Here is a 19492-nt window from a genome sequence, read left to right on the forward strand (position 1 = left end):
CACCTGGAGCGTTGCAACGGTTCGTCTCCATGCACTCAGCGACCCGCAATTGTTTCTCTGTTCCATCTCGTCGCCGAGCCGCACACACAATTCTCTACCATCGCCTCGAAGCTTTCGATGCATGGAAAATTGCGGCCTGTTTCGCCTGAATATCTACGAGCCCCTGGTCTTTCCGGCCAGAGAAACTTAACGTGACAACACCGCTTCGGCTCATTGATCGCCTTCGGCATTTTTAGCACCGGGCTCTTCGCGCCGGTCCTGATCGCGCACCAGCCAGTGGACTGCTCCGAGCGCAAGAGCCGCGCCCGCGAGGGCGGCAGTCTTGGCTGGCTCCGTCTCGCCAAGGTCGAGGATGATAAATTTGCGCGCGATCGCGAGGAGCGCGATCAGCACGATCGTGCGGACCTGGAGAATGCCGAAGCTGCGTTCTGTCGCCACAAGAAGGGAGCGCTTGAACTCGAGCGCAATTACAACGGTGAAGATCATTCCGAACACCACCTGGAAGGTGGCGTAATCGAGCGTGTCGAACGCTCCCAAGACCAACCGGTTCACGACCTCGCGCATCAGCGCCCAAACCGACGCCACGACGATAACCGCAATGATGGCGCTGAGGACGAAAATGACGACCTGTTCGAACTTCTCGTAGAGCGTCATCGCCGACCATTGTTCACGGGTTAGCCCGGATCGTTTCAGGTCTTTCATCATTCCCCCTCGAAAGCCGCCCCGGAGAAACAGGCCCCCCGGGGCTCACCAGACGGCGTGATATCAAACGGAGCTGAGCGGACGCCGCAAACCGGCGACACCCAATGTGGCAAATCAGCCGTTCTTGACATCGATGCGCTTGATCTTCGCCTGCGCCTCGGGTGTCTGGGGCAGCTTGATCGTCAGAACCCCGTTCTTGAAGGATGCCTGCGCCTTTTCGCCATCCACACCGGGAGGGAGCGGAATTGTCCGGTAGATTGCGCCGTAGCTGCGCTCGGAGAGGTAGTATCCCTTCTTCTCCACCTGGCGCTCGATCTTCTTCTCCCCCTTCACAGTCAACATGTCATCGTTGACCGTCACCTCGATGTCCTTCATCTCCATGCCCGGCAGCTCGATCGACACTTCGATCGCGTTGTCGGTCTCGACCATGTCGGATTTGGCTTCGCCGCTGCCCCAGGGCCATTCGAACTGACCGACCCGGTTCCAAAAGTTCTCGAACACATGGTTCATTTCGCGCTGGAGCGTCGCGATCGGGTTGTCTTGGCTGCTCTTCGCATCTGGCGTGCTGTCCTTGCGCGCCCAGGGAATGAGGTCTTTAATCTGCATGATTGGTCTCCTTAGGTTTTCAGGCGCCCTTGACGGCGATCCTTTTCGGCTGCGCTTCAGGGGCCCGGGGGAGCGTTAAAGTTAGGACGCCTCCTCGCATCTCGGCTTCGATCCTGTCGGGGTCGAAGTCCTCGGAAAGCGTGAAGGCACGCTCGAAATCGCCCTCGCCATATTCGGCATAGGCAAGTTCGAGGTTTTTCGGCCGCACCGGGTCAACCTTGCCGCGGATCGTCAACACACGATTTTCGAGCGTGATTTCGATCGCATCGGCGACGACCCCAGGCATTTCAAGCATCATGGAGACACCCTGATCGGTCTCGACGATATCGGTCAACGGGCGGTAGATGCGTCCGCCGCCGGTGGTCTCGGGCGAGTCGGTCGGCGTCTTTTCGGCGGCTTGCGTGATGTCGGTGCTCATCGTTCCAGCTCCTCTCAGGCTGCCTTGATCTCGATTTTCTTCGGCTTTTCTTCCTCGGGCCGGGAGATGACGATCCGCAATACGCCGTTCGTCATCCTCGCCTCGACCTTGTCATCCGAGGCCGCGAACGGCAGGCGGATAGTGCGGGAAAACCTGCCGTAAACGCGTTCGTTGCGGTGCCAGCGCGCACCGTCGGGAACCTCGGGCGCCTTGCGTTCGCCCGACAGCGTCAGGACGTTGTCCTTGACCGAAATTTCAATGTCGCCCGGTTCGATGCCGGGAAGTTCAGCGGTGACTGCAACGGCCTCAGGGCCTTGCCAGACATTTACCGCCGGGAACGCCGCGCGGGACGGCGGCCAGAAACCGCGGTCGAGATCGCGCATCATGGAGCGCATCAGCGCAAAGGGATCGCTGCGGCGCAGATATGTCGGGTAGAGCATTGCTGGCCTCCTGTTGCTGATCGATACCCCCGAACCGTCGGCATGGAGGGACCGGGCAACGGTGCCGGCCGGATGTGGGTTCGGAGAACGCCTATCAAGATAGGCCGTTCCATTTATTATGCAAGCATGTATGATGGGTGCATTGCGTTTTGGATGGGGGGCGGTTTCTCCTGTGTACCATGCAATCGGCGGAAGGATAACCATGATCTCTTCGGACATCGCGCTGATCGGGACGACGATCCACCGGGTCGCGCAGCTCATCCAGCAGCGGATCGACCAAGACATCCGCGGCAGCGGCCTGACCCGCCTGTCCTGGATGGCGGCGGCGCATGTCGAGGATGCGCCTGGGCTGACCATCGGCGATCTGGCCGACCTGCTGGAGGTCGGCCAGGCCACAGCCGGCCAGCTCGTCGATCGCATGGTCCGGGGCGGCTGGGTCGAGCGGTCGCCCTCGCCCGACGACAGGCGGGCGCAGATCGTCACGGCAACGTCGAAGGCCCGGGCGATGCTGGAGGAACTCGCGCCGCGGCAATCGGCGCTCGAACATGAAATCTTCCAGGATCTGTCGGCGGACGAAAGGCGCGCCCTGCTGGCGCTGCTCGAGCGGATCAAGGCGCGGCTCGGGCGCCAGTGAAAGGGACAAGCGGCATGGAAAGGAAGACCGAATATAACATCTGGTACTGGGTGGTGGCTTTCATAGCCGTGCTTTTCATCCAGAACCTGATCGCCGGCTGGCAATCCGTCGCACCGATCAGCTACAGCCAGTTCGAGAAGTATCTCGCTGACGGGAAAATTTCTTCTGTCGCGGTCGGGTCAGACACTATCACAGGCACCTTCACCGAACCCGTCGACGGCAAGAAGCAGTTCGTGACGACTGTAGTGAATCCCGCAATCCTGGAACGGATAGACCGGTCAGGTATCGAGATCACTGGCGTTCCGCAAAACACTTTCTTCGGCACGCTGATTTCCTGGGTGGCGCCAGCGCTTGTCTTCTTCGGAATCTGGATGCTGCTGTTCCGCAAGTTCGCCGACAAGCAGGGTTTCGGCGGGTTCATGCAGGTCGGCCGCAGCAAGGCCAAAGTTTACATGGAAAAGGAAACCGGCGTCAGCTTCGCCGACGTGGCCGGTGTGGACGAGGCCAAGGCTGAGCTCGAGGAGGTCGTGGAGTTCCTCAGAAACCCCGCCGAATACGGAAAGCTGGGCGCACATATCCCCAAAGGCATATTGCTCGTCGGGCCGCCGGGCACCGGCAAGACGCTTCTGGCGCGCGCGGTGGCAGGCGAGGCCGGCGTGACCTTCTTTTCGATCTCGGGCTCCGAGTTCGTCGAGATGTTCGTGGGCGTAGGTGCCGCACGGGTGCGCGACCTCTTCGAGCAGGCCAGGAAATCGGCCCCGGCAATCATCTTCATCGACGAACTCGACGCTCTTGGGAGGGCGCGCTCCTCCGGCCAGATCGCCGGTGGCCATGATGAGCGTGAGCAGACGCTGAACCAGCTTCTGACCGAGCTCGACGGCTTCGACCCTTCGGTGGGCATCGTGCTCCTGGCCGCCACCAACCGGCCCGAGATCCTCGACCCCGCGCTGCTGCGTGCGGGACGCTTCGACCGTCAGGTGCTGGTGGACCGGCCCGACAAGAGGGGGCGTGTGCAGATATTGAACGTGCACATGAAGAAAGTGACGCTCGCCCCAGACGTTGATGCCGAGAATGTCGCAGCGCTTACTCCCGGCTTTTCTGGCGCGGATCTTGCCAATCTCGTCAACGAGGCAGCATTGCTCGCCACGCGCCGCAAGGCGGATGCGGTGACGATGGACGACTTCAACAATGCCGTCGAGCGCATCATCGCGGGGTTGGAAAAGAAGAACCGCGTGCTCAATCCGCGCGAACGCGAGATCGTGGCGCACCACGAGATGGGGCACGCGCTGGTGGCGATGGCTCTGCCGGGGGTGGACCCGGTGCACAAGGTCTCGATCATCCCGCGCGGAATTGGCGCGCTCGGCTACACTATCCAGCGCCCGACCGAGGACCGCTTCCTGATGACGCGGGAGGAACTCGAGAACAAGATCGCAGTCCTGCTTGGCGGGCGCGCGGCCGAGAAGATCATCTACAATCATGTCTCGACCGGGGCGGCCGACGATCTGGTCAAGGCTACCGATATCGCCCGCGCCATGGTCGCGCGGTACGGGATGGACGAAGACCTCGGGCATGTCAGCTACGACAGCGATCGGCCAGGCTTTCTCGGCACCGGCGACCAGTCGTCGTGGCTGAACCGCCGCTATAGCGAGGCCACGGCCGAGCGAATGGACGCGAAGGTGCGCGACATCGTGGATGGCGTGTTCAAGCGCACCCTCTCGCTTCTCGAAGCCAACCGGGCGCTGCTCGAGCAATCCGCGCAGGATCTCCTGCAACGCGAGACACTGGACGAGCCCGATCTGGTGGCAATTGGGTCCAAGATGAAAAGAACGGAAGCGGTCGCTGCCTGACACCGTCACTGACGCAGATGATCGCGGACAACCCTGACTGGATAAAGAAACGGAGAGGAAAAATGGCAAACGGAACTTGCGATATTTGCGGTCGCCCGGCGACGGCGCGCGTGCGCGCTTCGGTGAACGGCAGAGTTCAGAACATGGAGCTGTGCGACCAGCATTACAGCGAAATGGCGCGCCGGTCGGGGCGCAGCGCCTCGCCGCTGGAGTCCCTGTTCGGACGGCGTTCCCTTCTTGACGAATTCTTCGGCGAGAGCGGTTTCGGCAGCCTCTTTGGTGACAGTCCGCTGCGAGGCGGCACGCTCGGCTCCATGGGTGATGGCGATGACGCTGTCGTCGACGCCACTTTCGGCGAGGGCGCGCCGCGGCGTGGATCGCGGCGCGGCGGCGGACGCACCATCGCCGACCGGCTGAGCGAACAGGGCAACAAGCTGCTGCAGGATGCCGCACAGAAGGCCGGGGAATTCGGGCGCAGCGAGGTCGATACCGAACATCTGCTTCTGGCATTGACCTCGTCTGACGTCGTCAAGACGATCCTGGAACAGTTCAAGGTCGATGTGGACGATCTGCGGCACCAGATCGAGAAGGAAGCGAAGCGTGGAGAGGCCAAGGCGGAGGGCGAAATCGGCGTCAGTCCTCGCCTCAAGGACGCGCTGAACCGGGCCTTCATCGCCTCGAACGAACTCGGCCATTCCTATGTCGGACCCGAGCACCTGCTGATCGGCCTTGCCGAGGAAGGTGAAGGCCTGGCTGCGTCGATCCTGCGCAAATACGGATTGACGCCGCAGGCGCTTCGCCAGCAGGTGACCAAGGTCGTGGGCAAGGGAGCCGAGGAGGGCCGCGTGGAGGCGCCTTCCAGCACGCCCGATCTCGACCAGTTCAGCCGTGACCTGACGAAGCTCGCCCGCGAGGGCAAGCTCGATCCCGTCATCGGCCGCGCCCGCGAGATCGAGACGACGATCGAAGTGCTGGCCCGCCGGAAAAAGAACAACCCGGTGCTGATCGGCGAGCCCGGCGTGGGCAAGACCGCCATCGTCGAGGGACTTGCCCAACGGATCGTCGCGGGCGAAGTGCCCGAGGCGCTGCGCGACAAGCGGCTGGTCGAGCTCAACATCAACTCGATGGTGGCCGGGTCGAAGTATCGCGGCGAGTTCGAGGAGCGAGTCCAGAAGATCCTCAAGGAGATCACCGAGGAGAAGGACAGCCTGATCCTGTTCATCGACGAGATCCACACCATCGTCGGCGCCGGCCAGGGCGGTGGCGAAGGTGGTCTCGACATCGCCAACACCTTCAAGCCGGCGCTGGCGCGGGGCGAGCTGAACCTGATCGGTGCGACGACGCTCAACGAGTACCAGAAATACATCGAGAAGGACGCGGCGCTCGAGCGACGGTTCCAGCCGGTTTATGTCGAGGAACCCACGATAGCTCAGGTCATCATGATCCTGCGGGGGCTCCGCGACACGCTGGAAGCACACCACAAGGTGACGATCACCGACGAGGCCATCGTTGCGGCGGCCGAGCTTTCGGATCGCTACATCACCGGTCGCTTCATGCCCGACAAGGCGATCGACCTGATCGATCAGGCAGCCGCACGGGTGAAGATCAGCGCCACGGCGCGCCCCGTGGAAGTCCAGGAGCTGGAGGCCGAAGCCGCGCAGATCAAGCGCGAGCAGGACTATGCCGCAGCCCGCAAGCAATTCGACCGTGCAGCGGAACTGAAGAAGGAACTCGAGCAGAAGCAGAAGGAGCTGGACGAGCTTCTGGAAATCTGGAAGCGCGACCAGGCTTCGGCGACCGCCGAGGTGCGCGCCGATCATGTGGCGCAGATCGTCTCCAAGATCACCGGCGTTCCGGTCACCGAGCTGACCGCCGAGGAGAAGGACAAGCTTCTGAAGCTCGAAGACAAGCTGCATGAGCGCGTCATCGGCCAGGAAGAGGCTATCCGCGCCGTGGCCGATGCTGTGCGGCTGGCGCGCGCGGGCCTGCGCGAGGGACGCGGACCTACGGCGACCTTCCTCTTCCTCGGGCCGACCGGGGTTGGCAAGACGGAACTGGCCAAGACGCTCGCCGAAGTAATCTTTGGCGATCAGGACGCAATCATCCGCATCGACATGTCCGAGTATGGCGAGCGCCACTCGGTCGCCCGGCTGGTGGGCGCGCCTCCCGGCTACGTCGGATACGACGAAGGCGGGCAACTGACCGAGAAGGTGCGCCGTCGGCCCTACTCGGTCGTGCTGCTCGACGAGATCGAGAAGGCGCACCCGGATGTCTACAACATTCTGTTGCAGGTGTTCGACGACGGTCGGCTGACCGACGGCAAGGGGCGCGTGGTGGACTTCACCAACACCATCATCATCGCCACGTCGAACCTCGGTTCGGACATCATCCAGCGCAACCTCAAGAAGCGCGGCAGCAGTGAGTTCGACGAGGCCAAGCAGAAATCCGAACTGATGGAGGTGTTGCGCGGTCATTTCCGGCCAGAGTTCATCAACCGGATCGACGAGATCATCGTCTTTCATTCGCTGAATCAGTCGGAGATCCGCCAGATCGTCGAGTTGCAGCTCAACCGGGTGAAGCGGACCGCCCTTACCCAGGGCGTCGAACTCGAATTCGACGTGAGCGTCGTGGATCACTTCGGCGCGGTCGGCTTCCGTCCCGAATTCGGCGCCCGCGAGCTGCGCCGGCTGATCCGGTCGGAGTTGGAGACCGAGTTGGCCCGCGAAATGCTCTCCGGGCGGATCGAGGATGGTGACAAGGTCCGCGTCGCCTGGTCGGAAGACGAACAGAGGGTCGTGTTCGAAAAGATCGTAAAGGACACCGGTGACGACAGCCCGGACGATCAGGTCAAGGCCGGGATCGAGGAGCCCAGCGAAGTTGCCGAAGACAAGACGGACGTTCCGAAGCCCAGCGTTGGGGATGAGGTGCAGTCCAAGGACGACAAGTCCGCCGAGTGACAGCGCAAAAGACTGGCCCGGCGCGATATCGGTCGCGCCGGACCATCTCTTCGGAGAGTTATAGGAAGGTCCACGGCATGAACGTCATTAGATCATTCCGCAATCTCGACCGGCACGGCCAACAGCGCGCGCCTGAGGTCATCGAGGAAGAGGTGCGGCAACTTGAACCGCACCTTGCGCGCTTTCGCGAGGATCTGGTCCGGCTCGAAGTCGTTGCCTCGCAGACGAGGGGCAAGACGCGCATCAAAGTCAGCCTGCGCCTGCAACTGCCGTCGGGCGTGATCGCGGCGCGGGAAGATGGATTCGAGATCGAGCCTGTCCTGCGCAAGGCCTTTGCCGACCTGCGCCACCAGGTCGATCGGCATGTGGCGCGCCTCAAGCACGAGCCTGAATACAAGCGTCCCGCCCGCCGGCGCCGGATCGGCGCCCCGCTGCCGCCCGCGCGGGATGCGGCGGAAGCGGACCGGCGCCAACTCTTCTTCGACCTGATCGAGGATCATCTCGATACGGTCTACGATACAGTCAGGCGCGAGTTGACCTATCTCGAGTGTAGCGGGTCTGTGCCGGCTGGCTACCTGAGCGTTGGCGATATCGTCGATGCGACGATCCTCAACGGGCTCAACCGCTTCGAGCGGCGGCCGACCGAATTCTCCGTCCGGGACTGGCTGACGCAGCTGGCCTTCGAGACCGTCGAGGCCGAGGCGCAGGCTGCGCGCCGCGCGGTGCCCGAGGATGCCGCCTCCATCGAGGCGGAACCCGAGGCCCCGGCGGAGGATCCGACCGAGGCGGATCAGGCGATGTTCGAGTTCTACCAGCCCGACGAAGTGCTGATGCTGGAGGACCTCATCGCCGACGACGGCGGCACAGACCCCGAGACCGAAGTGGATCGTCATGATATCGCCATGGCACTGCACCGGGCTATCGCAGATCTTGCTCCGGTCGAGCGCCGCGTCCTGTATCGGATGTACCTGGAAGACGCCACGATCGCGGAGACGGCGCACCTCCTGGGTCTCACTGAGGCGGAAGTGTTGAAGATTGCAGAGAACGCGGCGGAGACACTGCGCGGCACGCTGGTCGAAGCCGGGTTGATCGGCGAGGCATCGGGGCGCGCGCCCGTGGAAAGGGAAATTGCCCGGACGCAGTGTCTGCCTCAACCGGTCGAGGACCGCCGCCGCGTGGCGGCCGCCCTGGCCGGCGCGGAGACAATCGGCACTACTGAGTTGAAACCTGAACAGGAGATGGACCAATGACGACAACCTCTGCAAAGCAATCCGACACGATGCAGGACATGCTGGGCAGCCTGTCCGGGAACTGGTGGCTGTTCGTGCTGCGCGGTGTCCTGGCGCTGGTGATCGCGGTTCTCGCCTTCCTCATGCCTGCGGAGTCGCTGCTTGCTCTGACGCTGGTCTTCGGCGCTTTCGCCTTCGCCGATGGCGTGTTCGGCCTCGTCGCCGCCGTCCGCAACATCCGCGGGGGCGATCGCTGGGGCTGGCTGATGTTCAGCGGCATTCTGGGGATCGCCACGGGGGTCGTCGTGGTCTTCTCGCCGTTCGTGGCGACGCTTGTGCTTGCGACATTCCTCTGGGCCAGCATCGCATTCTGGTCCGTGTTCTCGGGTGCCCTCGAGATCGCGGCAGCGATCCGCCTGCGAAAGGAAATCAACGGCGAAATCTGGCTGATCCTGAGCGGCCTTCTCTCGGTCGTTCTCGGTGTCGTCGTGACCTGGATGCTGCTGACGCGCCCGGTCGAAAGCTTCCTCGCGCTCGGCTGGCTGATCGGCTTCTACGCCGCGGTCTTCGGGGTGATGATGATCCTCCTCGGGCTACGGCTTCGCAAGGCGGATCGTTCGGACGGTGCGGCCTTCGATGACGCTCCCCCATCGGCAAAGGCGTGAGGTGCCCTGTGGTGGATGACGGGCGACTTGCCGGCGAGGAGCACGATTTCACCCGATGGGACGAAACGATCTTCGACCGTTGCCTGAGCACCGGCTTCAATCCGTTCGGCAGCGGTCCGACGCCAATCTTCCTGCGGCACCGGGACGCAGAGGCGCCGGACGCCGATGCGAAGCCGTGCATGCCACCTGACACCGAAAATGCGAGGTGCTGATGTCGAACCGCCTGCCTGACTTGGCATTTGCTGCTGCGGCCGCTGCCTTGGGCATCGGCATCGTTTTCGTTTTTCGTTCGATGTATCTTGCCGAAGACATACTGCCTTTCGCGCAGGAGATGACGCTCATCTTCCTCGGCGCTGTCGTGACGATCATTCTGACCGCGGCGCTTCTCAATCGCCAGACCGATCTCGAGCTTCGCAAGGAAGGAAGGGTCATCATCCTCCAGCAGCAATGCGACATTTACATGGCCTGCATCGAGAAGGTCGCAGAGATCGTGGAAACCGCAAGGCACGATGCGAAGCTGATCGATGAACTGCGTGTTCTCAGCCACAAGCTGGCTGTGGTCGCGAGTGCAGGGGTCGTGTCCAGCTTCGAGCAGGTACTGGAGAGCTTGCAGTCCGGTTTTGCTGACGGCACGCTCTCGGACGGGGACCGAGAGGGCGTGATGAATGCCGTCGCCGATCTCACGATAGCGATGCGGTCGGACGTCCTGCACGCTGCTGCCTTTCCTTCGCAGAACACCGAACGCGCCGTTCGCCTGAATTCGAGGCGAATGGAAAAACTCGGCGATCTCGAACGTCACATTCTCGCATCAACCGACACCCAGGAGAGCTGACATGCGCGGTCACAATCGCCCACCATTCCCGCCGAAGATACCCGGGACCAACATGAGATCATGGGACGTTCCGACCGCGATCATTTACCGGCCGGCACGTTCCGCGATGACATCGGCGCCGCGGCCCAACTACTGGATACTGGAATTCGAGCCGTCGCGCCCGCCCCACATCGAGCCGCTGATGGGATATACCTCCAGCGACGATCCCTATCGTCCGATCCGGCTGAAGTTTCCCGACCGCGAAAGCGCCGTGGACTTCGCAGAGAGGCAGGACTGGCATTATGTCGTGCGCGAGGACGCTGGGGGAGCCCGGATGGCGAACCCTTGGGCGGGTGAGACGCGCCACCGGCTGCACAGGGGCGTCGATGCCCCGGGAGCCTTCCGGGTCCCGTTCCGCCCCGATCGCCGCCTCTCAAGAGGCGTCCAGCATGAGAGCACGGCCGACCCGTCTACCAGCGACAGGGAGAGTTTCGATCCGGTCCTCGAAGCCTCGCTCGAATCCTTCCCCGCCTCTGATCCTCCGGCGTGGACGGGTGTGACAATTGCAAGAAAGACGACGGGATGACGGCCAGCTACATGCGCTCGATCTACCGGCTCTACCGCGAGGAGGGCCTGACGGTGCGCAAGCGCCGGGCGCGGCGACGCGCGGTGGGCACGCGGGCGCCGATCCTGGTCGAGGCAAGGGCGAACGCGCGCTGGTCGCTGGACTTCGTGCACGATCAGTTCGCCTGCGGGCGGCGCTTCCGTGTGCTCAACATCGTCGATGACGTGACGCGCGAATGCCTGGCAGCGATCCCGGACACGTCGATCTCCGGTCGCCGCGTTGCTCGTGAGCTGACGGACCTGATCTCCCGACGCGGCAAGCCGGGCATGATCGTCTCTGACCACGGCACGGAGTTCACCTCGAACGCGATCCTCGCCTGGTCGAAGGATCATCGCGTCGAGTGGCACTACATCGCGCCCGGAAAGCCCATGCAGAATGGCTACGTCGAGAGCTTCAACGGCCGGATGCGCGATGAGCTCTTGAACGAGAGCCTGTTCTTCGGCCTCGACCACGCCCGCAGCGCCATCGCCGAATGGAGGCAGGACTTCAACACCGCGAGACCGCACTCCTCGCTCGGATACCAGACCCCGGCGGCCTTCGCCGGAACCCTTACCGCAACCGGCTCCGACGCTTCGCTCGATAAGGGCTTCGCGTCTCCGCCCGTTGCTCAACCCGCGCCCAACGGCGTAACAGAAACGGTCGAGACTCTAATCGCCGCTGGATGAAAGTTCAGTGGCAGGTCACTTTGTGCGCAACTTTGTCTTGCCTGACAACGTTGATTCGACCAAGGTGACGGCTTCGATGAAAGACGGCGCGCTGGAAGTGCGGCTTGTCAAGGCCGAGCAAGCCAAACCGAAACAGATTGAAATCTCAGTCAACTAACTTTAATTAGGAGCCCAAGATCATGAATATCAAACAGCCCCAATCAACCTTCTCCGCACTTGCCCTGGCGGTCGTCGTCGGACTTAGCGGACCGGCTCAGGCCCAATCGGCGGCAGGTTCTAGCCCAGGTGCTGCAGCACCCTCTGCCGCATCCAAGGCGGCGCAGCCACAGGTAGATGACAAGGCCGCCCGGGAAGCCGAAAAAAAGCGTGCTGAGCTCACTCAGGACGCCATCACGGCGCTCACCAAGACCCAGGAGGCTTTGACACTCCTTGATGCAAAGAAGACCAAGGAGGCGCTCGCTGCGCTGGAACTGGCCAGCGGAAAGCTGGAACTGGTATTGGCACGCGACGCCAAACTTGCTTTGGCGCCGGTCGATGTACGCGTCATCACCCACGATATCCACGCCAACGTGGAAACGGTGAAGAAAGCGGTCAAGTTGTCTCGGGAGTTGTTGGGTGATGGCGAGGTGCAAAAGGCCCGGCCCATCGTCGCCAATCTGGCCAGCGAAATCGTGATCGAAACCGACAACCTGCCGATGGCAACGTACCCGGCAGCGATCAAGTCGGCCGCACGGCTCATCGACAGCGGCAAGATCGACGACGCCAAGGCGGAACTCGCCCGAGCACTGAACACGCTGGTGGTGACCTCGGTCGCCTTTCCTCTGCCCGTGCTACGGGCTGAAGCCGCGATGGCAAAAGCTGAAAAGCTGGCCGAGGCCGACAAGCGCGATGCCAAGCAGAACGAGGAGCTCAGCACCTTGCTGTCGTCCGTGCGCACGGAGATCGAGTTGGCGCAGATCCTGGGTTATGGCAAGAAGGCGGATTTCAAACCCATCTTCGATCAGGTGAAGTCCATTGAGCAAAAGTCGGCTGGTGGCAAAAGCGGCAAGGGATGGTTCGACGAGTTGAAGACGCGCCTCCAAAAGCTGTTTTGAGGTGATGAAGGGGCCGACTGTTCGGTCGGTCAGTCTCGCGATGTTCGCAGTCAGCCCCAATAGATTCGCCTATTTTCACTAACTCATACGAGGCATATCACCATGAATGAGCAAACATCGAATCCCAATGCGACGAACAAAGAAATAAACGAACAGGCCGCGGTAAGCAGCCTTCCTGTCAGTCCAGAGGCCAAGCCTGAAGTCGTCACGGAGGTACAGCCTGAGGTTCAGAAGGAAACGGGCTCGCAGGCGGCAGACAAACGTAAACAAGTCCTCGATGAGGCCGTCTCGGCCTTGGCGCTGACCAAATCAGCGCTGGCCGCACTTGACGGCAAGGACGCTGCACGCGCATTGGCAATGCTGGCCGAAGTGACTGGAAAGCTGGAGCTGATTGTTGCGCGCGAACCCACGCTTGCCCTGGCCCCCGTTGATGTGCGCACCATCGTGCACGACTTGTTCGCCAACACGGAAACCATTGAGGCGATGACCGACGAGGCGCTGGATGCCCTCAAACATGGCGAGGTGCAACAGGCACGTCACGTGCTGGCTTTGCTGGCCAGTGAAATCGTGATCGCGGTCACCAACATCCCTCTGGCGTCCTATCCCGCAGCCGTGAAGTCAGTCGTGCCGCTGATCGATCAGGGCAAGATTGAAGAAGCCAAAGCCGCGCTGCAGGCAGCGCTCAGCACGCTGGTCGAGACGCGCAGCGTGCATCCGCTGCCCGCCCTGCGCGCCAGGCTGCTCCTGAAGCGCGCCGAGACCTTGGTAGAAGATGGTCAGCGGAGCGAAGCGTCCAATGAGCGCCTGGAGACATTCTTGAACGAAGCGCGGCAGCAGTTGGAAATGGCAGAACTGCTGGGCTATGGAAAGAAGAAGGACTTTGAGCCCCTGTATGCTGAACTCAGGAAAGTCAAGCAAAAGACGGCTGGGGGAGGCGGCGGAAAAGGCTGGCTCGATGAAATCAAGGCAAAGCTGTCCAAGTTGTTCTGAAACCGCTGGATAGGGCGTAAGAGGGGCGCGTCGCGCCCCTCTCTTTGCTCAGGAGTGTATGCTTTTTCACCCCATTAGGCCGCGTGGACGAACCTGATCCATAAGCGGATGCAGCCGAGCAGGGCGAAGCCGAGAAAGCTGGAAGCGGTGTGGTCGTAGCGGGTGGCCACGCGGCGGCAGTTCTTGAGACGGTTGATGAAGCACTCGATGCGGGAACGCAGGGCGTAGAGGCGTCGGTTGACGCTGTGCTGCACCTTGCGGCTCCGCTTGGTCGGGATCTCCGGCTGGGCCCCCCGGTCGCGCGCATCCTGCCGCAGGCGGTCACTGTCGTAGCCCCTGTCACCGAGCAGCACGCCGGGATCGCTGTCGCGCTCGGCCATGAGGTCGTCATAGGCGATTAGGTCGTGGGCCTCGCCGGGCGTCAGCACGACGCTGATGGGCAGGCCATCGGCATTGGCACGCAGGTGGAGCTTGGTCGAGAAGCCGCCGCGCGAGCGGCCGAGAGCCTGACTTTGGGTCCCCCCCTTCCTCCGGCAGCGCAGTGGTGCGCCCGGATGATGGTGCTGTCGATCATCTGGAGCATGTCGGCCTCGCCGCCGCTGTCGGCGAGCGCCTGCAACAGCACGTCCCAGATGCCGGAGGTGGTCCAGCGCCGGAACTGGCGGTGGACCGAGTTCCACTTCCCGAGTTCCTCGGGCAGGTCACGCCACGGCGCGCCGGTTCGGGTGATCCAGAAGATGCCGTCCAGCGTGCGCCGGTGGTCCTTCGGTGGGCGGCCGCCGCGGGCCGACTGCTCCGTCAGGAACGGGGCGAAGATCGCCCACTCCGCATCCATCAAACGATCCCGAACCAAGGCCGACCTCCTCTCCAGAGGTCAGCCTCGAATCACGTCATCCGCCTCGGGGGAATCCCCCTTGTGCCGGTTCGTCGACGCGGCCTAGTCCGATTCTACGCAGGCCTGCAGTCACCTATCGCAACTACTACCGCGACGAGGGAATATACGGCTTCCTGCCGGATGGGCGAAGGAAAGGAAAAGGAAATCCATGGATTTGATGCAACTGCTCTGGCTGTTCTTCATCGTCTCCGCACTGCAGCCGGCACTGCAGAGGAAGTATCTGGAGGCGATGCGCACTCGGAAGATCGCTCAAATCGAGAGGATACGCGGAAGCCGGGTGATCCTGATGATCCATCGGCAGGAGACGATGAACCTCCTAGGTTTTCCCCTGGTTCGCTACATCGACGTTAACGACTCCGAGGAAGTCCTGCGCGATCCAGCTGACGGACGCCGAAATGCCGCTCGACATCGTGCTGCACACCCCCGGCGGACTGGTCCTCGCTGCCACGCAGATTGCTCGCGCCATCCAGGGACACAAGGGCAAGGTCACAGTTTTCGTGCCGCACTACGCCATGTCGGGGGGAACGCTGATCGCTCTGGCCGCAGACGAGATCGTGATGTGCGACCACTCCGTGCTGGGCCCGATCGATCCGCAACTCGGCCAAATGCCCGCGGCTTCACTCATCAGGGTCGTCGAGCAAAAGCCGATCACGGAAATCGACGACCAGACGTTGGTCTTGGCCGATGTCGGTCGAAAGGCGATCGCCCAAGTCGAAACCGTTGCCGATGCGATACTCGACCGCGTCGTGCACAATGCTCACCGCATCAATTTGGAAGGGGATAGCATGCGCAAAGCCAAATCCGGCATTGACATAACGCTCAGCGCGGACAACGAAAGAACGTAAGTCTGATCAACAACAGGCCTGAAAAACGCCGCGGCTGAACTGTCCGCGAATTAGCGAAACAAGTGTCCGCGATTTACTGAAATCGCTGTCCGCGGATTCTGAAATACGCACCTGCCCCTCCGAAACGACACTCAAAGGGAGAACAGAATGCCCACCGTTGCTTGCCCGAAATGCAGTTCCGTCAATCGCGTGCCGCAGGAACGACTGACGGATAACCCCAGCTGCGGCCGCTGCGGCGCCGCCCTGTTCGAGGGCCGGCCAGTCACACTGACCGCCGCCAGTTTCGACCGACACGCCGATGCCGATCTGCCCCTGCTCGTCGATTTCTGGGCGGAATGGTGCGGGCCATGCAAGATGATGGCACCTCAGTTCGAGGCTGCGGCGCGTTCGCTCGAACCTCAGTTCCGTCTCGGCAAGCTCGATACCGAAGCCGAACAGCAGATCACCGATCGTTACGGGATCCGCGGCATTCCCACCATGATCTTGTTCAGGGGCGGCAAGGAAATCGCGAGGACGAGCGGTGTAATGCCTGCCGCGCAGATAGCGCAGTGGGCGCGGTCGCACGTTTAGAGTATACAAGTATTGGCATTTCCTGCGACATGATATCAGGAGAAGAACATGCATGGCGTGACTGGATTTATCGAAAGTGCGGCCTTGTTGGTTTGCGCCGCGTTCGTACTCGTGACGATATGTTCACGGATTGGCGTGCCTAGCATCGTCGGTTACATTCTTGCCGGTATAGTCATTGGACCCGCTGGCCTCGGCCTGATTGCGGAGAGCGCTGCCCTGAGCAGTATTGGCGAAATCGGAGTCGTACTCCTGCTGTTCGCACTTGGTCTGGAATTCTCCTTCGAGAAGCTCGTAACACTCAGGAAGCATGTCTTCGGTCTTGGGGCTGTACAGGTTTCAGTCACGACGATAACGGTTTCGTTGGTAGCGAGTTTGGTCTTCGATCTCGCACCAGTTTCCGCAATCCTCATCGGCGGGGCCGTTGCGATGTCATCCACAGCCATGTGCCTCAAGGTGCTCGCAGGCGCGAACGCTCTTGGATCGGCTCATGGGCGCTTGGCCATCGCAGTGCTTCTGTTTCAAGACTTGGCAGCTGTCGCATTCCTGCTTCTGCACGATTCGATGAGTGGAGCCGCCGAGGGACATGGCGTGATAACGGTCGTCGCCAGTGCAATGGCATTGGTTGCAGCTCTGTTCACTGCCCGTGGCCCGTTGCAGGTGCTTGCCCGTTGGGTAGCGTCGCGTGGCGATCCGGAGCTTGCCCAACTCCTCGCACTTACCATTGCGCTCGGGTCTGCGATTGTCGCGGCCTCCGCCGGTCTTTCTCCGGCACTCGCTGCATTCACGGCCGGCATGATTATCGGCGAGGGTGACGCGCGCCATGCTGTCGAGAACGAGATTCGGCCCTTCCGCGATTTGTTTGTCGGGATTTTCTTTGTCGGCATCGGAACGCAATTGCCACTTTGGATCATTCCATCTGCATGGCCTGTCGTGCTGATCTGGCTCGCGATTATATTCGCGGGCAAGACGCTGATCGTTTTGGTCGTCGCCCGACTATTCGGCGAGTCGCTTCAGACCTCTTGGCGCACTGGGATCATCCTGGCCCATGGAGGAGAATTCAGCCTGATGCTGCTGTCGGTTTCTTCGGCATCGGGCATTGTCGCCAACGAGTTCGCCGGCCCCCTCCTCCTCGCGATTGGAGTGAGCATGTTGGCTGGAAGTCTTATGATTAGATGGGCGGGTCAAGGGCCTAGTCACCCGAATTGGGGAGCATGAGGATTTGTGGGGCGATCATGCGGCATAGGCTGTTTCGTCGTCACGACACGAAAGTGGTGAATCTGTCCTACATTTGAGAACATATCGTGATCATGCAGCGAGGATGGATGTTTCTCGCCGGAGCGGCCTGAGATCGGGGCTGTCCGTCGGGGTCCAGATGTAATCTCCGGTCAGACTGATATGCTGTTGATTTGCGCTGAGAACTGGCTCTGACGCACATTTGCTGCTGTGCAGGTCTACGACGCACCGATCAACCGCGCCTGCAGGAGATCGAGTTTTGCTCTTCCGTACATCTGGCGCTTAATGAGCTTTAAGCGTGTGATCTGTCCTTCCGTTTGCCCATTTGACCACGGTGATATGATTGCATTCCTGACGGCGTCGAGGTCTTTTTCGACGCCGCCGGCAAACGATCCGACCAAGCTGTCCTTAGCGGCTTCCAACCACTCGTCGAGCTTCCGCGCTGTCTTCGAGCGGATCATGGACTGGAAATCACCAATGGCAGTACGGGCGACCACAAGGTCCGAGACGTTCACTTCGATCGCCGCCACCAGGATCACTTCGGATTTTGCAAGGTCGTCGCGCGCGGTGGTCATGAGCCGTGCGATAACCCGTGCGGACGGCGTTCTGGCGAGCCCGCTCTGATTGGCCTTTTCCGCAAGACGCCGGCGTTGAGCCCATTGCGATATGACACCACTCTTTCCCACAAAGCCCTTCGTCTTCATCTCACGCCAGAGTGCCGAAGCGTTCCGTGCCCCTTCTTCCCAGCGGCTGTTGAGCCAAGGCAACCAGCTATCCAGAGAACTGTGCCGCGTTCGGAACACGTCGAGACGCTGCCCCCTTAAAACGTCACGAACGAGCTTCCGGCTATGGCCGGTTTGCCGCACAATCTGCCGTTCGGAGAGTGGAACCGGGTCTTTCCAGATCCTGCCATGACACTCGCAGCAGTCGACCGGCTTGTGCACCATGCCACGATCTTCGAGATGAATGTCGAAAGTTATCGCCGCAGAACCGCGCTTGAAGAAAAACGCCAGCGGGGCCGACCGGCCTCGTTTGCGACAATCAGGACCTCAACGCTGTCTGTCGCGCAGCGGCAATCAGAAAACGAAGAAGAACTTGTCAACGGCAATCAGCATGATAATTTGATCCCGACCGCGACCTAAGAATCTCATCCAGATTGTCGCAAGCGTCTCATCCTGATTGTCGCGCTATAGACTTGAGCCGCAGATTGCTCGAGCGATCATTGAGGATGCTCACCAGACCTGCCCTTATTCGAAAGCAACGCGTGGAAACATAGCAGTCGAACTGGATCTCACCTGAGTTCCGGTTCGCAATAACGGAGGTTGAGATGAAGATTTTCATTATCGCCGTAATGGCTTTCGCAACGCTTGCCACTGCGTGCCCCTACGATCTCACGTCTCAAGAGCCGTCTCCTCTTACCGGTCTGCTCGCATTGACAGCCGGTCCGGGTAAGCTCTGACAATTACAGGACTCATCGGCGCCGGAAGCCGGCGCCGATGATATTCATATGGCAGGACAAACGAACGTCAGGGTATGAGCAGGAGTTTGCCGGTTGTAGCCCGGCTTTCCATATCCGCATGAGCCTGGCGGGCATCGGCAAGTGCATAAGTGTTGCCGATCATGACCTTCAGCGAACCGTCCTCAATCCAGTCAAAAAGTTGCTTGCTTCGGGACCGTAAGAGTTCGGTAGTGGGGATGTGATCGAAGAAGGTGGCGTAGCCGATCTCGATGCTTCTCGGCAGGCTCATAAGATCGAGCGGACCGGGCCCGCCCAGTACCGGTCCGTACCAGCAAAAAGTACCGGAACGACAGAGTGAGGCGAGGGAGTCTTGGAAAGTCTTCGGTCCCGATCCGTCGTAGACGACGTTGACACCCACCGCATCCGTAAGATGCAAGACTTCATTTGCGAACTGTCCGTCCCTGTCGATAATGACATGATTTGCTCCGGCCGCTTTGACAATCGCCGCTTTTTCCGGGGATGAGACGCGCCCGATGACATGACCGCCGCGCCGCTTGATGATTTGCGTCAGGAAAAGCCCCACGCCACCCGCAGCTGCGTGCACCAAAGCGATGTCGCCAGGCTGAACCGGATAAAAGTCTGTCGCGAAATGGCTTGCCGTGAGCCCCTGCATCATGATGGATGCTGCTATGCGATCGTCCACTATATCCGGAAGGCATTGCCAAGTTGTTTGAATAGGGCTTTGAGCAGCTTTCGCCTGTGTTTATCAAGCGGTCATTTCGGTCGTGTAGTCACGCCATAATGCAA

The 19492-nt window shown here is 61.2% G+C and carries 18 protein-coding genes and 7 pseudogenes; 18 read left to right on the top strand and 7 right to left on the bottom strand.

All coding sequences use genetic code 11. The features are described 5' to 3' along the window. Positions 1-149: pseudogene (locus tag FGI60_RS26870) on the top strand (IS6 family transposase); the annotation flags it as partial. Between the two features lie 61 nt (positions 150-210). On the opposite strand, the gene FGI60_RS25260 reads toward FGI60_RS26870, so the two are convergent. The 4 genes from FGI60_RS25260 to FGI60_RS25275 all read right to left on the bottom strand — a co-directional run bounded on the left by FGI60_RS25260 (position 211) and on the right by FGI60_RS25275 (position 2166). Then, the gene (locus tag FGI60_RS25260) at positions 211-654 is read right to left on the bottom strand and encodes a phosphate-starvation-inducible PsiE family protein (protein ID WP_425598732.1); all 444 of its coding nucleotides are present in this window, start codon (positions 652-654) and stop codon (positions 211-213) included. Between the two features lie 162 nt (positions 655-816). After that, positions 817-1308, bottom strand: coding sequence for an Hsp20/alpha crystallin family protein (locus FGI60_RS25265; RefSeq protein WP_003603272.1), 492 nt, complete (start codon positions 1306-1308; stop codon positions 817-819). A gap of 19 nt (positions 1309-1327) precedes the next feature. Then, positions 1328-1726 carry an Hsp20/alpha crystallin family protein gene (locus tag FGI60_RS25270; RefSeq protein ID WP_138787489.1) on the bottom strand — a complete coding sequence of 133 codons (399 nt, stop codon included), beginning with the start codon at positions 1724-1726 and terminating at the stop codon, positions 1328-1330. Positions 1727-1740: 14 nt separating this feature from the next. Continuing rightward, complete coding sequence (locus FGI60_RS25275) at positions 1741-2166, bottom strand: Hsp20/alpha crystallin family protein (protein ID WP_011982929.1); 426 nt, start codon at positions 2164-2166, stop codon at positions 1741-1743. 202 nt (positions 2167-2368) lie between these two features. On the opposite strand from FGI60_RS25275, the gene FGI60_RS25280 reads away from it, so the two are divergent. The 11 genes and pseudogenes from FGI60_RS25280 to yfdX2 all read left to right on the top strand — a co-directional run bounded on the left by FGI60_RS25280 (position 2369) and on the right by yfdX2 (position 13683). Further along, positions 2369-2800, top strand: coding sequence for a MarR family winged helix-turn-helix transcriptional regulator (locus FGI60_RS25280; protein WP_003603275.1), 432 nt, complete (start codon positions 2369-2371; stop codon positions 2798-2800). Between the two features lie 14 nt (positions 2801-2814). Then, complete coding sequence (gene ftsH, locus FGI60_RS25285; protein WP_138787490.1) at positions 2815-4647, top strand: ATP-dependent zinc metalloprotease FtsH; 1833 nt, start codon at positions 2815-2817, stop codon at positions 4645-4647. Between the two features lie 62 nt (positions 4648-4709). Then, positions 4710-7604 carry an ATP-dependent Clp protease ATP-binding subunit gene (locus FGI60_RS25290; RefSeq protein ID WP_012754157.1) on the top strand — a complete coding sequence of 965 codons (2895 nt, stop codon included), beginning with the start codon at positions 4710-4712 and terminating at the stop codon, positions 7602-7604. Positions 7605-7681: 77 nt separating this feature from the next. After that, on the top strand, positions 7682-8854 hold the full coding sequence (locus tag FGI60_RS25295; RefSeq protein WP_012754158.1) for an RNA polymerase sigma factor: 1173 nt from the start codon (positions 7682-7684) through the stop codon (positions 8852-8854). After that, positions 8851-9498: an HdeD family acid-resistance protein gene (locus FGI60_RS25300; RefSeq protein WP_043767813.1), complete on the top strand. Its 648-nt coding sequence runs from the start codon at positions 8851-8853 to the stop codon at positions 9496-9498. Before FGI60_RS25295 ends, FGI60_RS25300 begins: the two co-directional genes overlap by 4 nt. Positions 9499-9709: 211 nt before the next feature. Continuing rightward, positions 9710-10330, top strand: coding sequence for a hypothetical protein (locus FGI60_RS25310; RefSeq protein WP_094544353.1), 621 nt, complete (start codon positions 9710-9712; stop codon positions 10328-10330). A 1-nt stretch (position 10331) separates the two neighbouring features. Next, positions 10332-10895, top strand: coding sequence for an NADH dehydrogenase ubiquinone Fe-S protein 4 (locus FGI60_RS25315; protein WP_038595117.1), 564 nt, complete (start codon positions 10332-10334; stop codon positions 10893-10895). Positions 10896-10909: 14 nt separating this feature from the next. Then, positions 10910-11599 (top strand): annotated as a pseudogene (locus tag FGI60_RS25320) (IS3 family transposase); the annotation flags it as partial. 13 nt (positions 11600-11612) lie between these two features. After that, positions 11613-11756: pseudogene (locus FGI60_RS25325) on the top strand (Hsp20/alpha crystallin family protein); the annotation flags it as partial. A 22-nt stretch (positions 11757-11778) separates the two neighbouring features. Continuing rightward, complete coding sequence (gene yfdX1, locus FGI60_RS25330; RefSeq protein ID WP_138787491.1) at positions 11779-12693, top strand: heat resistance protein YfdX1; 915 nt, start codon at positions 11779-11781, stop codon at positions 12691-12693. Between the two features lie 102 nt (positions 12694-12795). Further along, positions 12796-13683, top strand: coding sequence for a heat resistance protein YfdX2 (gene yfdX2 / locus FGI60_RS25335; protein ID WP_003606681.1), 888 nt, complete (start codon positions 12796-12798; stop codon positions 13681-13683). Between the two features lie 74 nt (positions 13684-13757). Here the strand turns inward: yfdX2 and FGI60_RS25340 are convergent. After that, positions 13758-14518 (bottom strand): IS5 family transposase gene (locus tag FGI60_RS25340; protein WP_235823078.1). Its coding sequence is split into 2 segments (ribosomal slippage): positions 13758-14212 and positions 14212-14518, totalling 762 coding nucleotides; the frame shifts between segments, so codons are not numbered across the junction. 217 nt (positions 14519-14735) lie between these two features. On the opposite strand from FGI60_RS25340, the pseudogene FGI60_RS25350 reads away from it, so the two are divergent. The 3 genes and pseudogenes from FGI60_RS25350 to FGI60_RS25360 all read left to right on the top strand — a co-directional run bounded on the left by FGI60_RS25350 (position 14736) and on the right by FGI60_RS25360 (position 17208). Continuing rightward, positions 14736-15423: pseudogene (locus FGI60_RS25350) on the top strand (SDH family Clp fold serine proteinase). Between the two features lie 147 nt (positions 15424-15570). After that, complete coding sequence (trxC, locus tag FGI60_RS25355; RefSeq protein WP_011982916.1) at positions 15571-15993, top strand: thioredoxin TrxC; 423 nt, start codon at positions 15571-15573, stop codon at positions 15991-15993. Between the two features lie 48 nt (positions 15994-16041). Then, the gene (locus FGI60_RS25360) at positions 16042-17208 is read left to right on the top strand and encodes a cation:proton antiporter domain-containing protein (protein ID WP_011982915.1); all 1167 of its coding nucleotides are present in this window, start codon (positions 16042-16044) and stop codon (positions 17206-17208) included. A gap of 236 nt (positions 17209-17444) precedes the next feature. On the opposite strand, the gene FGI60_RS25365 is transcribed toward FGI60_RS25360, so the two are convergent. Then, positions 17445-17993, bottom strand: a complete 549-nt coding sequence (locus FGI60_RS25365; RefSeq protein WP_235889936.1) for a transposase — start codon at positions 17991-17993, stop codon at positions 17445-17447. 99 nt (positions 17994-18092) lie between these two features. Here FGI60_RS25365 and FGI60_RS25370 point away from each other — a divergent pair. The 3 genes and pseudogenes from FGI60_RS25370 to FGI60_RS26705 form a co-directional block, all read left to right on the top strand. Further along, positions 18093-18368, top strand: a pseudogene (locus FGI60_RS25370) (ATP-binding protein); the annotation flags it as partial. A 52-nt stretch (positions 18369-18420) separates the two neighbouring features. Continuing rightward, positions 18421-18525 (top strand): annotated as a pseudogene (locus tag FGI60_RS26600) (peroxiredoxin); the annotation flags it as partial. A gap of 28 nt (positions 18526-18553) precedes the next feature. After that, on the top strand, positions 18554-18685 hold the full coding sequence (locus tag FGI60_RS26705) for a hypothetical protein (protein ID WP_255481881.1): 132 nt from the start codon (positions 18554-18556) through the stop codon (positions 18683-18685). A gap of 67 nt (positions 18686-18752) precedes the next feature. Here the strand turns inward: FGI60_RS26705 and FGI60_RS25380 are convergent. Beyond that, positions 18753-19400 (bottom strand): annotated as a pseudogene (locus tag FGI60_RS25380) (zinc-binding dehydrogenase); the annotation flags it as partial. Between the last annotated feature and the right edge of the window lie 92 nt (positions 19401-19492).

Origin of the sequence: Brucella haematophila (assembly GCF_005938105.1) — a bacterium.
In the GTDB taxonomy this organism is placed as follows: domain Bacteria; phylum Pseudomonadota; class Alphaproteobacteria; order Rhizobiales; family Rhizobiaceae; genus Brucella; species Brucella haematophila.

What these genes read in the sequence shown, in the direction of transcription:
- FGI60_RS25295 (WP_012754158.1), top strand. Translation starts at nt 7,682, where the DNA reads ATGAACGTCATTAGATCATTCCGCAATCTCGACCGGCACGGCCAACAG.
- ftsH (WP_138787490.1), top strand. Translation starts at nt 2,815, where the DNA reads ATGGAAAGGAAGACCGAATATAACATCTGGTACTGGGTGGTGGCTTTC.
- FGI60_RS25290 (WP_012754157.1), top strand. Translation starts at nt 4,710, where the DNA reads ATGGCAAACGGAACTTGCGATATTTGCGGTCGCCCGGCGACGGCGCGC.
- FGI60_RS25300 (WP_043767813.1), top strand. Translation starts at nt 8,851, where the DNA reads ATGACGACAACCTCTGCAAAGCAATCCGACACGATGCAGGACATGCTG.
- FGI60_RS25315 (WP_038595117.1), top strand. Translation starts at nt 10,332, where the DNA reads ATGCGCGGTCACAATCGCCCACCATTCCCGCCGAAGATACCCGGGACC.
- FGI60_RS26705 (WP_255481881.1), top strand. Translation starts at nt 18,554, where the DNA reads ATGAAGATTTTCATTATCGCCGTAATGGCTTTCGCAACGCTTGCCACT.
- FGI60_RS25265 (WP_003603272.1), bottom strand. Translation starts at nt 1,308, where the DNA reads ATGCAGATTAAAGACCTCATTCCCTGGGCGCGCAAGGACAGCACGCCA.
- FGI60_RS25270 (WP_138787489.1), bottom strand. Translation starts at nt 1,726, where the DNA reads ATGAGCACCGACATCACGCAAGCCGCCGAAAAGACGCCGACCGACTCG.
- trxC (WP_011982916.1), top strand. Translation starts at nt 15,571, where the DNA reads ATGCCCACCGTTGCTTGCCCGAAATGCAGTTCCGTCAATCGCGTGCCG.
- FGI60_RS25310 (WP_094544353.1), top strand. Translation starts at nt 9,710, where the DNA reads ATGTCGAACCGCCTGCCTGACTTGGCATTTGCTGCTGCGGCCGCTGCC.
- yfdX1 (WP_138787491.1), top strand. Translation starts at nt 11,779, where the DNA reads ATGAATATCAAACAGCCCCAATCAACCTTCTCCGCACTTGCCCTGGCG.
- FGI60_RS25260 (WP_425598732.1), bottom strand. Translation starts at nt 654, where the DNA reads ATGACGCTCTACGAGAAGTTCGAACAGGTCGTCATTTTCGTCCTCAGC.
- FGI60_RS25275 (WP_011982929.1), bottom strand. Translation starts at nt 2,166, where the DNA reads ATGCTCTACCCGACATATCTGCGCCGCAGCGATCCCTTTGCGCTGATG.
- yfdX2 (WP_003606681.1), top strand. Translation starts at nt 12,796, where the DNA reads ATGAATGAGCAAACATCGAATCCCAATGCGACGAACAAAGAAATAAAC.
- FGI60_RS25360 (WP_011982915.1), top strand. Translation starts at nt 16,042, where the DNA reads ATGCATGGCGTGACTGGATTTATCGAAAGTGCGGCCTTGTTGGTTTGC.
- FGI60_RS25280 (WP_003603275.1), top strand. Translation starts at nt 2,369, where the DNA reads ATGATCTCTTCGGACATCGCGCTGATCGGGACGACGATCCACCGGGTC.